Origin of the sequence: Terrilactibacillus laevilacticus (genome assembly GCF_006517395.1) — a bacterium.
Taxonomy (GTDB): Bacteria; Bacillota; Bacilli; order Bacillales; family Sporolactobacillaceae; genus Terrilactibacillus; species Terrilactibacillus laevilacticus.
The window spans coordinates 22,449-37,131 of the sequence record NZ_VDCY01000018.1; the positions used below are offsets into that span (position 1 = coordinate 22,449).

14 protein-coding genes are annotated in these 14,683 nt (G+C 37.6%); all 14 read left to right on the forward strand.

Annotated elements, in window-relative coordinates:
* Window positions 1-135 precede the first annotated feature (135 nt).
* The 14 genes from glmU (at window position 136) to FG390_RS14155 (ending at window position 14,641) form a co-directional block, all read left to right on the forward strand.
* Window positions 136-1,515: a bifunctional UDP-N-acetylglucosamine diphosphorylase/glucosamine-1-phosphate N-acetyltransferase GlmU gene (glmU, locus tag FG390_RS14090; RefSeq protein ID WP_141191675.1), complete on the forward strand. Its 1,380-nt coding sequence runs from the start codon at window positions 136-138 to the stop codon at window positions 1,513-1,515.
* A 17-nt stretch (window positions 1,516-1,532) separates the two neighbouring features.
* A complete protein-coding gene (locus FG390_RS14095) occupies window positions 1,533-2,483 on the forward strand; it encodes a ribose-phosphate diphosphokinase (protein ID WP_141191676.1) in 951 nt (316 codons plus the stop codon).
* A gap of 111 nt (window positions 2,484-2,594) precedes the next feature.
* Window positions 2,595-3,197, forward strand: a complete 603-nt coding sequence (locus FG390_RS14100) for a 50S ribosomal protein L25 (protein WP_141191677.1) — start codon at window positions 2,595-2,597, stop codon at window positions 3,195-3,197.
* Window positions 3,198-3,518: 321 nt separating this feature from the next.
* A complete protein-coding gene (gene pth / locus FG390_RS14105) occupies window positions 3,519-4,076 on the forward strand; it encodes an aminoacyl-tRNA hydrolase (protein WP_141191678.1) in 558 nt (185 codons plus the stop codon).
* A gap of 131 nt (window positions 4,077-4,207) precedes the next feature.
* Complete coding sequence (gene fin, locus FG390_RS14110) at window positions 4,208-4,438, forward strand: anti-sigma-F factor Fin (RefSeq protein WP_141191679.1); 231 nt, start codon at window positions 4,208-4,210, stop codon at window positions 4,436-4,438.
* Between the two features lie 46 nt (window positions 4,439-4,484).
* A complete protein-coding gene (gene mfd, locus FG390_RS14115; RefSeq protein ID WP_246092832.1) occupies window positions 4,485-8,024 on the forward strand; it encodes a transcription-repair coupling factor in 3,540 nt (1,179 codons plus the stop codon).
* 144 nt (window positions 8,025-8,168) lie between these two features.
* Window positions 8,169-8,705: a stage V sporulation protein T gene (gene spoVT, locus FG390_RS14120; protein ID WP_141191681.1), complete on the forward strand. Its 537-nt coding sequence runs from the start codon at window positions 8,169-8,171 to the stop codon at window positions 8,703-8,705.
* A gap of 523 nt (window positions 8,706-9,228) precedes the next feature.
* A complete protein-coding gene (locus FG390_RS14125) occupies window positions 9,229-10,821 on the forward strand; it encodes a putative polysaccharide biosynthesis protein (RefSeq protein WP_141191682.1) in 1,593 nt (530 codons plus the stop codon).
* Window positions 10,822-10,918: 97 nt separating this feature from the next.
* Window positions 10,919-12,352: a bifunctional methyltransferase/pyrophosphohydrolase YabN gene (gene yabN, locus FG390_RS14130; protein WP_141191683.1), complete on the forward strand. Its 1,434-nt coding sequence runs from the start codon at window positions 10,919-10,921 to the stop codon at window positions 12,350-12,352.
* 105 nt (window positions 12,353-12,457) lie between these two features.
* On the forward strand, window positions 12,458-12,718 hold the full coding sequence (locus FG390_RS14135) for an RNA-binding S4 domain-containing protein (RefSeq protein ID WP_141191684.1): 261 nt from the start codon (window positions 12,458-12,460) through the stop codon (window positions 12,716-12,718).
* 161 nt (window positions 12,719-12,879) lie between these two features.
* Entirely contained in the window at window positions 12,880-13,188 is a 309-nt protein-coding gene (gene yabP, locus FG390_RS14140) for a sporulation protein YabP (protein ID WP_141191685.1), read from the forward strand.
* Window positions 13,185-13,763 (forward strand): spore cortex biosynthesis protein YabQ, encoded by a 579-nt coding sequence (gene yabQ / locus FG390_RS14145; RefSeq protein WP_141191686.1) that lies wholly within the window; start codon window positions 13,185-13,187, stop codon window positions 13,761-13,763. Before yabP ends, yabQ begins: the two co-directional genes overlap by 4 nt.
* A gap of 14 nt (window positions 13,764-13,777) precedes the next feature.
* On the forward strand, window positions 13,778-14,158 hold the full coding sequence (locus tag FG390_RS14150; RefSeq protein ID WP_141191687.1) for an FtsB family cell division protein: 381 nt from the start codon (window positions 13,778-13,780) through the stop codon (window positions 14,156-14,158).
* A 69-nt stretch (window positions 14,159-14,227) separates the two neighbouring features.
* Window positions 14,228-14,641 (forward strand): S1 domain-containing RNA-binding protein, encoded by a 414-nt coding sequence (locus tag FG390_RS14155; protein WP_141191688.1) that lies wholly within the window; start codon window positions 14,228-14,230, stop codon window positions 14,639-14,641.
* Window positions 14,642-14,683: the final 42 nt, after the last annotated feature.

Sequence of the window (14,683 nt, forward strand, 5' to 3'; positions counted from 1 at the left end):
TTGATGTAGTGATTTGATGAACTATTAATATCCAGAGCGGTTATTTTATTTCATTATCTTGAAAAACACCCTTTTTTAAGCTATAGTTCTAAATGAATGAATGGGAGGAACGATAAGTTATATGGAGGTTTGGTAATGGTTAATCGCTATGCCGTCATCTTAGCTGCTGGTCAAGGAACTAGGATGAAGTCTAAATTATATAAAGTTCTGCATCCTGTTTGTGGAAAACCGATGATTCAGCATATTGTAGATGAATTGAGCGGACTTTCATTTGATCGAACAGTCACTGTCATTGGTCATGGTGCAGAAGCGGTAAAACGCCAGTTAGGTCAGTCAACTGAGTATGCCTTGCAAGAAGAACAACTTGGAACTGCTCATGCAGTCAATCAAACAGCCCCTCTTTTAAATCAACTCATTGGGACAACGGTCGTTCTTTGTGGAGATACACCACTTATTACGAAAGAAACAATAAAGGATCTATTGGATTACCATGAAAAGACAGGTGCTTCCGCGACTGTTTTAACAACGATCATGGATCGTCCATATGGATATGGTCGAATTATTCGCAAGCCGGCGGGTGAACTCGCCCGTATCGTTGAAGAAAAAGATGCCACACAAGATGAAAAGTTAGTGAACGAAGTTAATACAGGTATCTATTGCTTTGACAATCAGAAATTATTTGAAACTCTTAAAAAAGTTAATAACAATAATGCCCAAGGTGAATACTATCTGCCAGATGTTATTGAAATATTAACAAAATCCTCTGAAAAAGTTGCCGCATATTCCATTGATAATGAAGATGAAACCATAGGTGTAAATGATCGTGTAGCTTTATCAATCGCTGAAAAGCTCATGAGAAAAAGAATTAACGAACTTCACATGCGATCAGGAGTCACTCTCATTGATCCTGATACAACCTATTTATCCAGTGATTGTCAAATTGGTCCGGATACAATTATTTATCCAGGTACAAGCATTACAGGAAAGACGATCATAGGTGAACGGTGTGAGATTGGTCCACATACAGAGATAAAGGCTTGTGAGATTGGCATCAATACGTCGGTAAAACAATCTGTACTAGAGAACAGCTCGATTGGTAATGATGTACATATCGGACCATTTGCGCATATTAGACCTGAATCTCACATTGGTGATGAAGTCAAAGTAGGTAATTTTGTTGAAGTGAAAAAATCAACAATAGGAACTCGCAGTAAAGCCTCACATTTAACCTATATTGGAGACGCTGAAATAGGGAAGGATGTGAATTTTGGCTGCGGATCAATCACCGTGAATTACGATGGTAAAAATAAATATCTAACACGAGTGGAAGATGGAGCTTTTATTGGCTGTAATGCGAATCTCGTTGCCCCTGTGACTGTTGGAAAAGGTGCGTTTATTGCTGCAGGTTCTACAATCACTCAATCGGTTGATGATGATAGTCTAGCCATAGCTAGAGCACGCCAAGTAAATAAAGAAAATTATACCCATAAACTAGAATTTAAGAAAAACAAATAACGGAGGGCGTTTTAAGCATGGTGAATTATTTAGACCCCAATTTGAAGATTTTTAGCCTTAACTCTAACCCTGAACTAGCGCAACAAATTGCAGATCATATTGGTCTTAAACTTGGTAAATGTTCAGTATCTCAGTTTAGTGATGGTGAAATCCAAATCAATATTGAAGAGAGTATTCGTGGTTGCGATGTTTATGTTATTCAGTCAACGTCTTATCCTGTAAACCTCCATTTGATGCAGCTTTTAATTATGATTGATGCATTAAAAAGAGCTTCAGCGAAGACGATTAATGTTGTGATGCCTTATTACGGTTATGCAAGACAAGACCGTAAAGCTAGAGCTCGTGAGCCTATTACAGCTAAACTTGTAGCGAATTTGCTTGAAACAGCTGGAGCAACGCGCGTGTTAAGTTTAGACTTGCATGCTCCTCAAGTGCAAGGTTTCTTTGATATTCCAGTAGACCAATTGGTTGGGGTGCCTATCCTTTCCGATTACTTTGCAAAGAAAAATTTGGATGATCTTGTGGTTGTTTCCCCAGATCATGGTGGGGTTACTCGAGCACGTAAAATGGCGGATCGATTAAAAACACCAATTGCCATTATTGATAAAAGACGCCCTCGCCCAAATGTGTCAGAAGTTATGAATATTGTTGGTGATGTAGAAGGAAAAACAGCGATCATCATTGACGATATTATCGATACGGCTGGGTCAATCACTCTTGCTGCCAAAGCTCTGAAAGAAAAAGGGGCTAAAAAAGTTTATGCATGTTGTACGCACCCTGTATTATCGGGACCTGCAATTGAGAGAATTGAGGCATCGCCAATTTGTGAGTTAGTCATCACAAATACCATTCCTTTGTCACCAGAGAAGAAAATTGACAAAATCACACAATTGACGGTAGCTCCACTCATTGGAGAAGCAATAATTTCTATTCATGAAAAATTATCAGTCAGCCGTTTATTCAATTAATCCGCTCATCTCAAAATAGAGGGGTTCAAAAAAATTGAGGAAATTTACCATATTTATGTTTTAAACCTAAGAATAGTGGTAAGCTATACTTAGGAAAGGAAGTGTCCAAATATGGTATTATTGAATGCTATCGAAAGGGATCATTCAAAAAAATCAATCATTAAGGACTTAAGAAGACATAAAAAAATCCCTGGTGTTGTTTATGGGAAAAATGTTATGAATCAATCGATTGCTGTGGATGAAAGTGATATTTTGAAAGCTTTCCGATCAGAAGGAAGAAACGCGATTTTCCAATTGAAGTTGGAAGGGAACAAAGAAACTCCGGTCATGGTTCATGAAATTCAATTTGATCCACTCACAAGTATGATTACCCACCTAGATTTTCTAAAAGTGGATATGAACACGGAAGTCGAAGCGGTAGTTCCAGTCGTACTCAATGGTGAAGCGTCAGGTGGTGGCGTTGTTCAATTAACAGAAAGTGAATTGAATGTTCGTGCATTGCCAAATAACATTCCTTCAGTTATTGAAATTAATATCACAGGTTTAACTCCAGGTGATCATATTAAAATTGGTGACCTTAAAACTAGCAGAAATTATCGCTTTGTAGGACATACTGATGAGATCGTCGTATCTGTATCTCACGTTGATCAAGTTGAAGAAGAAGAGGCAACCGAATCTCAAGATACGGAAACATCCGCACCAATTGAAGCTTAATTAGGCTATAATAATGTGAAAACTCTTATCAATTGAGTTTTTACCTAGCATTGATAGAAGATAAATGTTTAGAATAGAAGAGGTATACAGACGTAATCTGTTATTAAAGGTTGCGTCTGTTTTTATACGGGATAATGTCCATCAGTGGGGGTCTTTACTGCCCGTAAAGGTGGCTAAACGAACGAGAAGAAAAAGTTGTAATCATGTGTTTTATATAAGGTTTGAATAGAATCTTTTTTTAGGCTCACTCTCACGATATGGCTTATTACACGTCTGCCATTCGGTAAGTTTTCTTTTTATTGAATTGCGAGGGGAATAGATATGAAAGTGATTGTAGGATTAGGGAATATTGGTTCTGAATTTGACCATACAAGGCATAATATAGGATTTGAGGTGATTGATTATTTAGCCAGTCAGCATCATCTTCCACTTTCAAAAACCAAATTTAACGCTGTGTATGGAAAAGGAATCATAGAAGGAGAAGAATGCCTGCTTGTTAAACCACTAACCTATATGAACCGTTCAGGTGAAGCGGTGGCACCCATCCTTAAATTTTTTAAGGTTTCTGTTGATGATCTCATCGTTGTTTACGATGATTTAGATTTGCCTATTGGCAAGATAAGGTTGAGGCAAAAAGGGAGTGCAGGAGGGCATAATGGGATAAAATCGATTATTAGCCATTTGCAAACGCAAGATTTTAAAAGAGTTAAAATTGGCATTGGTAGACCTGATGGTCATGAAAAAGTGGTTAATTATGTCCTTCAACGTTTCTCTAAAGAGCAAATGATCGAAATAGCTCCAGCGATAGAAAGAGCCGCCGAAGCAATTGTTAAAGGAATGAGCTTACCTTTCGTTAAGGTGATGAATACCTTTAATTAATGGATCTCTTAATTTTGTAGGTATTTTATATTCTTGTTTATTGTCCTTTTACTAATACACCGCTAAAATAGAATAAATGCTCTTTGACGTGGTGATACTAAAATAGTATTAACAACGTTAGGAGGGCACCGATGAATATTATCTATAAATGCCGTCATTGCGGAGCAGAAATAGGAAGTATTAGATCTGATCACATTGAAGAAAGCACCCTTGGTTTTGATCATTTAACGGATCATGAAAGACAAGAGATGATACAGTCTAATCAAGAAGGACACATTCAAGTCATGGCGATTTGTGAAAATTGTCAAGAAACATTAGATAAACATCCTGAGTATCATCAATGGGAGACTTTCATACAATGACAATAGAGATTCGAAATCGTCGTCAGGCAACGGGAGGGATATGCCTGTGTTAGGATTAAAAACATATTTTGAAAATCATATTCAAGATGTTGATATGATACTAGAAGGTTACCATGAAGGAATGAAGAATCAGCTTGTTTCTGGCTTAGCAGGGAGTGCTAAGTCTTTATGGCTTTCCTCATTATTTTTAAAGCGTGATAAAACAATGGTTGTTGTCACACATAATTTGTTGCAAGCTCAGAAATTATATGATGATTTGGAAGACCTTGTTGATTCTGAGTCGATTTATTTATACCCAGTCAATGATTTAATAGCCTCAGAGATTGCCATCTCTAGTCCAGAGCTACTTTCAGGACGTATCGATGTATTAAATCATTTGGTTAAAAAAGAAAAAGCCATTATTATTATACCTATTGCAGGTTTTAAGCGTTTACTAGCACCGTCTTACTTATGGGAAGCTGGCATGCAATCTTTTACGATCGGTGACGTGATTGATCTAAAAGAAGTCATGCAACACTTTGTAAGTACAGGATATGTTAGAGAAACAATGGTCACTGCCCCAGGGGAATTCAGTGTACGCGGGGGCATTATAGATGTTTATCCATTAACAGAAGATCAACCGATTCGTATTGAACTTTTTGATGATGAGATCGATTCTATCCGTTATTTTGATAGTGATACGCAGCGTTCACAAGAAAAGATTAAACAAATAACAATTGGGCCAGCTAAAGAAATGATCCTATTTCCCGAACAAATAGAACAACTACAGGAGGAACTTGAAAGCGCATTATCAAAAACACTCCAGAAAGTAAGGGACAAAACAGTTAAAGAAGCTTTAAGTACTCATATAGGAGAAGAAATCGAAGCATTAAGACAAGGCCAAATCTTCCAAGGGATTTCAAAATACATAGCCCTGCTTTATAAAAAACAAACCACCATTCTTGATTATTTACCTGCTAATAGTTTAGTTGTTATAGATGAAGTTAGTAGAGTTCAAGAGACTTCCGATCAGCTAGATCGTGAGGAAGCGGAATGGCAAACCGCATTACTTCAAAAGGGCGAAATAGTACGAGACATTACGTTGTCTAAAAATTGGAATATAATCCTTGAGGAAATACATCAACCTACGTTACTACTATCTCTTTTCTTAAGGCACCATGGCCATATTCAGCCTCAAAATATTCTGAATGTGTCTTGTCGTACGATGCAAAACTTTCATGGGCAAATTAATCTTCTTCATACAGAATGTGAACGTTGGCAGAAGAGCCACTATGCCGTTGTTTTTTTAGCTTCCAGTAAAGAAAGAGCCATAAAATTGGAAAATGTTTTAAAAGATTATAATATTGATGCTCATTATATTGAACGTAAATCCGTTCCTCAAGCATCTATTAATCACATTACGATCGGACATCTAGAAAGTGGATTTGAACTTCCTGCCCAAAAACTAGCTGTTATCACTGAAAAAGAAATATTTAACCGTAAAGTCACGAAGAAGTCTCGCCGCAACAAGAAGTTAACTAATGCTGAAAGATTAAAGAATTACAACGAGCTCAATATTGGAGATTATGTCGTCCATATTGATCATGGTATTGGTAAGTATATAGGCATCCAAACACTTGAAGTAAACGGCATTCATAAAGACTATATGCATATCGTTTATAAAGGAAACGATAAATTATATGTCCCGGTTGAACATATTGATCAAGTGCAAAAATATGTTGGTTCAGATGGGAAAGAGCCAAAGCTTTATGCTCTTGGGGGAACCGAATGGAAAAAGGTTAAACGAAAGGCCAAGTCATCGATTCAAGATATCGCCGATGATTTAATCAAATTGTATGCTGAGAGAGAAGCGAGTAAAGGATACGCCTTTAGTCCAGATGGTAATGAACAACAAGCTTTTGATGCTGCTTTCCCGTATCAGGAAACAGACGATCAATTACAGGCCATTGAGGAAATTAAAAAAGACATGGAAAAAACACGTCCAATGGATCGACTTTTGTGTGGTGATGTCGGTTACGGGAAAACAGAGGTAGCCCTAAGAGCAGCATTTAAGGCCATTGCAGATGGTAAACAAGTTGCTTTTCTTGTTCCAACAACGATTCTTGCTCAACAACATTTTGAGACATCACTTGAGCGCTTTGAGGATTTTCCTGTGAATATTGGTTTATTAAGTCGATTCCGTAGTCGAAAACAGCAACAAGAAGTCCTTGATGGACTTAAAAAAGGCACGGTTGATATGGTTATTGGGACTCATCGCCTTTTATCTAAAGATGTCGTATACAAAGATCTTGGTTTACTGATTGTAGATGAAGAGCAACGCTTTGGAGTGACGCATAAAGAGAAAATTAAGAAGTTAAAAGCAAATGTTGACGTCTTAACGTTAACGGCAACACCGATTCCAAGAACGCTTCACATGTCGATGCTTGGCGTTAGAGATTTATCAGTTATTGAAACGCCGCCTGAGAATCGTTTTCCGGTACAAACCTATGTGACGGAATATAGTGGTGCATTAATTAAAGAAGCCATAGAGCGGGAACTTGCGCGCGGGGGACAAGTTTATTTCCTTTATAATCGTGTCGAAACCATTCAAAGAATGGCGGAACAAATCTCTACGCTCGTCCCGGATGCAAAAGTGACATTTGCTCATGGTCAAATGAAAGAAACGGAACTCGAATCCACTATGATTGACTTCTTAGAGGGGGCTTATGATGTTTTAGTCAGTACAACCATCATCGAAACAGGGGTGGATATCCCGAATGTGAATACGTTGATTGTTCATCATGCCGATAGAATGGGATTATCGCAACTCTATCAATTGCGTGGGCGTGTAGGCCGGTCAAATCGGGTTGCCTATGCGTATTTCACTTATGAAAGGGATAAAGTGATCAATGAAGCAGCTGAAAAGCGATTGCAGGCCATTAAAGAATTTACAGAGCTAGGATCGGGATTTAAGATTGCGATGCGAGATTTGTCTATTAGAGGAGCAGGGAATTTACTTGGTGCTGAGCAGCACGGGTTTATTGATTCAGTTGGATTTGATCTCTATTCAAAAATGCTTCAAGATGCAGTAAATGAAAAAAGAGGCCAGGTTCAAGAAAAAACACAGGATCAAGTGACATTAGATATTGAAACAGATGCCTACATTCCAGATAGCTATATCGAGGATTCACTGCAAAAAATAGATATGTACAAACGTTTTAAAGACATCGACTCAATGAAAGATATTGCCGAACTACAAGATGAAATGATCGATCGGTTCGGTGATTACCCGGCTGAAGTCGATGAATTGTTCACGGCTTCAAAAATTAAGGTCATTGCACAACAGTTGTTTGTTGAACAAATTAAGCAGAATAAACAACAATTACAGCTCATTTTCTCAGAAGATGGATCGAAAAAAATTGATCGTGTGAAATTATTTGAAACGGTCAGCCAAATGGGAAAAGGTATTGGGCTTGGAGCTGAAGGACAAAAAATTAAATTAACCATTAAAACAGCAAACAGAACATCTAATGCCTCTCTAAATGACTTTTTAAAGCCATTAGAAACGATATATCAATCTCAGTTAGAAGAGGAAAAAGTAGGTTAAACAAGCTATGTTGTCAGCGCTTCATCAGATGATTTTCCAATTTCATGAATAGTTCAAGGTGATAAGTAAAATACTAGCAATAGAATTAACATTTACTTTTGTTGGCATAATCTTTACTCACATTCATGAAAGAGAGGAAATTGTATGAAAGCAACTGGCATAGTTCGTCGAATAGATGATTTGGGAAGGGTCGTTGTACCAAAGGAGATAAGGAGAACTTTACGTATTCGCGAAGGGGATCCGTTAGAAATTTTTGTTGATCGAGATGGTGAAGTCATTCTGAAAAAATATTCTCCAATAAGTGAACTTGGTGATTTTGCAAGTGAATATGCAGAATCACTTGCAGATAACTCAGGTTGTTTGGTTTTTGTAACAGATCGTGACGCTGTAATAGCCGTCGCCGGTGGGTCAAAAAAAGATTACTTAAACAAGAGCATAGCTTCAATTGTTGAAGATGCCATGAATCAACGGAAGACCATTTTTGAAGAAAAACAAGGTAGTGAACTCATTCAAGGACAAGACGATTTAACGGGTCCTTATGTTATTGCACCTATTATTGCCGGTGGAGATCCAATCGGGGCAACCATTTTAATTATGAAAGACCAAAAAACGATAGGACAAGTTGAATTAAAGTTGGCTGAAACAGCCGCGGGCTTCTTAGCTAGACAAATGGAGAGCTAAAAGAGGAGTCACCAAATGATAGTACGAATCTCGGCGCCCACTTGTTTTTACCGGTTCTCATGTAGCGGATACAGATCTCTAGCTAAAATCGCTCAACGTGCGAATAGCGCCTAAAGCGACCACATCATGTGGAAAGCGGTCCTAAGGAATAGCACAGCTCTTAGCTTTCCGACGCTCAGGACGGGCTAGTACTGGCGTTTCTTGCAGGATGCCAGCGTACTTAGCCAGTAACCCTTTTCATTTGTCACCTTTTTGAATACGCACTATAACACTTTTCTTATTAATAATCATAATAACAGGACTTACTCAATCTACCAGTGGGTGAGTCCTTTTTATTGTTTGACTTTTTTCTAAGAGATTGTGGTTAGTTGTTTTTGGTTAGTAGGCAAGGCTTTAAACTTAACTTTTTGTGGAGATTTTAACTAGGGTATTGTCATGATTCCTTTAAAAGAAGATACGGTAGCTGATCTACTATGATATAATCCATTTTAACGACCACTTATTGAAAAGGTGAATATATTAAATGAACCGTTTGATATGGCAAGGGACGTTTGTTTTGTCTCTTGCAGCTCTTGTTGTAAAAGTATTAAGTGCGATCTATCGTATTCCTTATCAAAATTTAGCTGGTGACGTTGGGTTTTATGTTTATCAACAAGTATATCCGTTTTATGCATTAGCTATTGTCCTTAGTGGAACAGGATTTCCCATCGTCATATCGAAATATTTATCAGAGGCGAATGAAAGAAATAAAAAATATATCGGTCATGTATTCATTCATGCTTTTATTGTTGTTTTTTTATTTTCTATCGTGTTATTTTTCTTATTATTTTTCGGTGCGCCATCCCTATCCAAATGGATGGGAGATTTAAAATTGGTATCACTGCTTCGAATGGTGGCTTTTATCTACCTCTTCATCCCGTTTTTATCCATCATTCGCGGTGATTTTCAAGGACTTATGTGCAATATGTCACCAACCGCTATCTCCCAAATATGTGAGCAAACCACTCGAGTTGGGATTATACTCGGCCTATCTCTATTTTTATACCATCACCACGGTGGACCTTATCAATTTGGCCGAGCGGCTATTTTTGGCTCCGTGATGGGGCCGTTTGTATCGCTTACGGTCTTAATGACGATCTATGTAAAATACAGGATAAAAGAACCTTTATCTTTTCCATTTTTCTACTTGGACAAGCCATTAATAAAATCATTGTTCATTGAGGGAATAACTTTCTCTTTATTATCAATGACCATTGTTGCATTTCAATTTGTGGATGTCATGTCTTTAATTCCGATTCTTCAACATTTTCACTTTAAGGCTGTAAAGATCGCAAAAGGCATTTTTGATCGATCTTATCCACTCATTCAACTTGGGATGGCCGTAGCAACAACGATGGCCATCGCTTTTATTCCTGTACTGAGTAGGTTAAAATATGACAAAGACCATGATCAGGTAAAAAGCCGCGTTTCACTTATCTTAAGAGTAACGATCGTGTTAGGAGCTTCAGCAGCAGTGGGTCTTTTCATCACGGGAACAGAGGTTAGTCGTCTGTTTTTTGATGATCATTTAGGCGTTCAAACTTTCGTTATCATGGGCCTAAATATTTTTACGATGTCCTTGATTGTGGCTACCTCGACCATACTGCAAGCCATACAACGGATTTGGAAACCACTTATGTATCTTTGTATCGGTCTTGTGTTTAAGTTGATCTTAAATATGTGCTTTGTGCCCATTCTAGGTGTGACGGGTGCAGCAATAGCCACAGTATGTGCATCTTTGATTACAGCCATCCTAAATTTACGCTTAATTCAACAATCTTTAAACGTGTTGGTTATGAGTTATTTGCAAGCCATGAAGTTATGTTTTTCTTTAATTATTATGACGTCTTCTGTTCTGCTTTGGAAAATAATTGCTTATCATTTCTTTATTTTAGGCGAGTTAACTCGTTTAGAATCTCTTTTTATGTCATTAACAAGCGTCGGTATTGGGCTAATAGTCTTCTTCTTCGTCCTCTTAAGAACAAATCTGTTCACACAAGAAGAACTCAATGATGTACCGGTGTTGAATAAATACATGAACAAGATAGTAAAAAAGGTCCGTGAAAATGATATTTGATTTTGCTAAATATCGGTTCAACCGAAACGAGCAGAATAAGTTTTCGTGTATACCTTGACATTGCTTGTAATATATGAACTTGAAAGGTGTTGACTCCGTGGAATATAAGATTGTTGTAATTGGTCTTGGTGCGGGTGATTTAGACCAACTTACTATGGGTATATATCGTAAATTAAAACAAACGGATCATTTGTATTTACGGACAAGCGATCATCCAATTATTCAAGAGCTTGAACAAACGGAAAATTTAACTTACACAACGTTTGATCATGTCTACGAGTCTTATGGACAATTTGAAGAGGTATATGATCATATTGCTGATACGTTATTCGAACAAGTAAAACTAGTCGGAGAGTTAACTTACGCAGTCCCTGGCCATCCCATGGTGGCTGAGAGAACGGTCCAACTACTGCTTGAGAGAAGTCAAAAAGAGAAAGTTAACGTTGAGATTTTAGGTGGACAAAGTTTCTTAGATCCTCTCTTCAGCGCATTAAAAATCGACCCAATTGAAGGCTTAACATTTATTAATGCTATGGATTTTAATGCTGAAGATTTGCCTTTTAATCATCATCTCGTTATTTGCCAGGTCTATGATCAATTTATTGCCTCAGAAGTGAAACTGGCGCTATTAGATCATTTGCCCCATGATTATGAAGTGATGGTGATTACATCAGCAGGGAACAAAGATGAGAAAATAGTATCTGTACCTTTACATGAGCTGGATCATGATAGAGACATTAACAATCTGACAAGTGTTTATGTTCCACCTTTTAAAGAGAAATTAGGGCTATACCATACATTCGCTACATTAAGGCGGATCATTAGGCAGTTAAGAGGACCAGGAGGGTGTCCTTGGGATAAAGCGCAAACGCATGAATCATTAAGACCCTACCTTGTTGAGGAAACATATGAAGTTCTTGAGGCTATCGATGAAGAAGATGATCATCATTTAGTCGAAGAACTAGGAGACGTTTTATTACAAGTGATGCTCCACTCGCAGATCGGTGAAGATGATGGCTATTTTTCTATTGATGATGTGATAAGAACGTTAAGCGAGAAACTTGTGCGACGTCATCCGCATGTTTTTGGAGAAAAAGAGGTTCAGACTCTTGAAGATGTGGGTGAAATTTGGAAACAAGTAAAAGAGAAAGAGCCAGGTAGACAATCAGGTGAGTCAATTCTTCAAAATATTAATGCAGCTCTTCCTCCGATGTTAAAGGCCGTAGACTATCAAAAGCAAATTGAAAAACAGGGGATAAAGCTAATAGATGGTGATCCTTGGAAGAAACTTTCCGATCTTTTGGATGATTATGCAGCATCAAAGGATGAAAAAAGACTGGGAGACATTTTATTTACCTTAATATATATAGCAAGAACCTATAAACATCATCCTTATCTTTCACTGGAGAAAACGAATAGAGAATTTGCCTCACGAGTTCGTCGTGTTGAAAAGGAACTTGGACAACATCAATTCCATGATTTATCAAAAGAGCAAATTCAAACTTTATGGGAAAATAACCAAACTAAATAGGTTCGTATTGTGAGATCTTCTTTCTAAGCTTATCTATTAACAGAGAATGGGGAGAAAGAAGGGTCAATAGAAAATAATCAGGATAAATTTAAAGAGGTGTTTCATATGCGTTTAGACAAGTTTTTAAAAGTATCACGTTTGATTAAAAGAAGAACGATAGCCAAAGAATTAGCAGATAAAGGTCGCATTGAAATTAATCAATTGCCATCAAAAGCAAGTTCAAACGTTAAAGTGGGCGATACGCTCGACATTCATTTTGGCCAAAAAGTCGTCACAGTCAAAATCACTAATTTAAAAGAAACGGCTAAGAAAGATGAAGCAGCATCATTATATGAATTAATTAGTGAACAACCTATTGAGAAGTAAGGTATAAGCCTCGTTGTGATCAAGTTGATGAACACTCTAAATGAACCTACAATTCACGGCCTATTCATAGGAACCATAAGGCAAGAGACCAGGTTTCATTCTTTTTAAGTTCTAAGTTGGACGACTCCCTCATAATTATGTGATAAAGAGGGGGGAGACTGATGGATCAATATTATACGCCGTCGTCGATAAATCGGGACAAGCCAGTCCCCAATCATGATATCATTATGAAAGGCCGGAAAAAGATTGAAATCACAGGTGTAAAGCATGTGGAGAGCTTTGATCACGAAGAATTTTTACTTGAAACGACAATGGGCTTTCTTGCCATTAAAGGTAGTCACTTAAAGATGCAGAACTTAAATGTCGAGCAAGGTATTGTTGTCATCGAAGGTAAGATATTTGACATTAGTTATCTCGATGATCAAGACGGAGACCATGCTAAAGGGTTCTTTAGCAAGCTATTCAAATGACACTCAATGAACAATTTGCAACGATGATTGCAATGATCCTTACGGGATTGTGGATTGGCGTGAGTTTAACCACCTATCACCGCTTTATGCATCCGAACAAAAAGTGGATGTGGACCACAATCCCAACAGATATTTTTTTCTGGATCTGCCAAGGACTACTTATTTTTTATGTTTTGCTTAAAGTCAATGAAGGCCAAATTCGATTTTATATATTTTTAGCCTTATTATTAGGTTATGTGATGTATAAAGGAATCTTTGAGCGGCTGTATGCCGTCATATTAGAACGATTTATTGTTCTTGTTGTTTCTGTTTGTCGCTTTCTTAAAAAATGTCTCACAATTTTACTAATACTTCCTCTTCTAACCCTATTGAAGCTTGTCCTGATATCATGTAAGATGATATTAAAGTTTATAAAAGCCATTTTATATTTTCTTTTTTGTCTTGTTTTCTATCCGTTAAAATGGGTATATATTTTTATCGTACCAAAAAGAGTTAGACAAAAGGGAGAAATGGTGGCAAAAAAAGTGGGCACCCTTTGGGCGAAACTCATCAAGATATTTAAAAGAACGGACTGAGGAGAGGGGATATAGTGAAGGCAGCGCGCACAACAGACGTCAGACATATTCGTTCGGAATATGTTCAATCGCAGGAAGTTTACGAGAAATTCAGAAAGAAACGGCGAAAGGGACTCATGCGTCGACTTGTGGCATTTGGTATTGTGCTAACTGTAATTGTTGGATTTCTGACTTCTATTATCTCATCAAAATCAGACCAAATTGATTCAAAACTAACACAGAAAGAGCATCTCGAACAAAAACTTCGTGCTTCGAAGGAAGATGAAAAGGCTCTGAAACATAATATTCGTTTATTGCATGATAAGGATTATATTGGTGATATCGCACGACGAGATTTTCTCTTATCCAAAAAAGGCGAAATTATTTTTTCTAAGCTTGATATTGACAGTCATTGACATGCTCTTTTTTTGTTATGTATAATAATATAATATTACATACTGAATTTTAGGAGGAGCATTACTTTTATGTCAATTGAAGTAGGCAGCAAGTTGCAAGGGAAAGTGTCAGGTATTACAAACTTCGGAGCCTTTATAGATTTACCAGGCGGGAAAACAGGACTCGTTCATATCAGTGAGGTTGCAGATCGTTATGTTAAGGATATACATGATGTCCTCACTGTTGGTGATGAAGTGACCGTTAAGGTTCTTCAGGTTGAGACCGATGGAAAAATAGGCCTGTCCATTAGAAAAGCTGTCGATAAGCCGAGGCCCAAAGGACCAAGAGGCGGAGCTCCACGCGGCGGCGGAAAACGCTTTGTAAAAGAAACAACTTTCGAGGATAAAATGTCTCGCTTCTTAAAAGATAGTGAAGATCGACTTGCCTCTTTGAAAAGACAAACCGAATCTAAACGTGGTGGACGTGGTGCCCGTAGAGGGTAAACATCCATTTTATATATTAAAAAACACTCAGGTGAATTCTGG

Coding starts and splice junctions, on each gene's coding strand:
- glmU (WP_141191675.1), top strand. CDS start 136: ATGGTTAATCGCTATGCCGTCATCTTAGCTGCTGGTCAAGGAACTAGG.
- FG390_RS14095 (WP_141191676.1), top strand. CDS start 1,533: ATGGTGAATTATTTAGACCCCAATTTGAAGATTTTTAGCCTTAACTCT.
- FG390_RS14100 (WP_141191677.1), top strand. CDS start 2,595: ATGGTATTATTGAATGCTATCGAAAGGGATCATTCAAAAAAATCAATC.
- pth (WP_141191678.1), top strand. CDS start 3,519: ATGAAAGTGATTGTAGGATTAGGGAATATTGGTTCTGAATTTGACCAT.
- fin (WP_141191679.1), top strand. CDS start 4,208: ATGAATATTATCTATAAATGCCGTCATTGCGGAGCAGAAATAGGAAGT.
- spoVT (WP_141191681.1), top strand. CDS start 8,169: ATGAAAGCAACTGGCATAGTTCGTCGAATAGATGATTTGGGAAGGGTC.
- FG390_RS14125 (WP_141191682.1), top strand. CDS start 9,229: ATGAACCGTTTGATATGGCAAGGGACGTTTGTTTTGTCTCTTGCAGCT.
- FG390_RS14135 (WP_141191684.1), top strand. CDS start 12,458: ATGCGTTTAGACAAGTTTTTAAAAGTATCACGTTTGATTAAAAGAAGA.
- yabP (WP_141191685.1), top strand. CDS start 12,880: ATGGATCAATATTATACGCCGTCGTCGATAAATCGGGACAAGCCAGTC.
- yabQ (WP_141191686.1), top strand. CDS start 13,185: ATGACACTCAATGAACAATTTGCAACGATGATTGCAATGATCCTTACG.
- FG390_RS14155 (WP_141191688.1), top strand. CDS start 14,228: ATGTCAATTGAAGTAGGCAGCAAGTTGCAAGGGAAAGTGTCAGGTATT.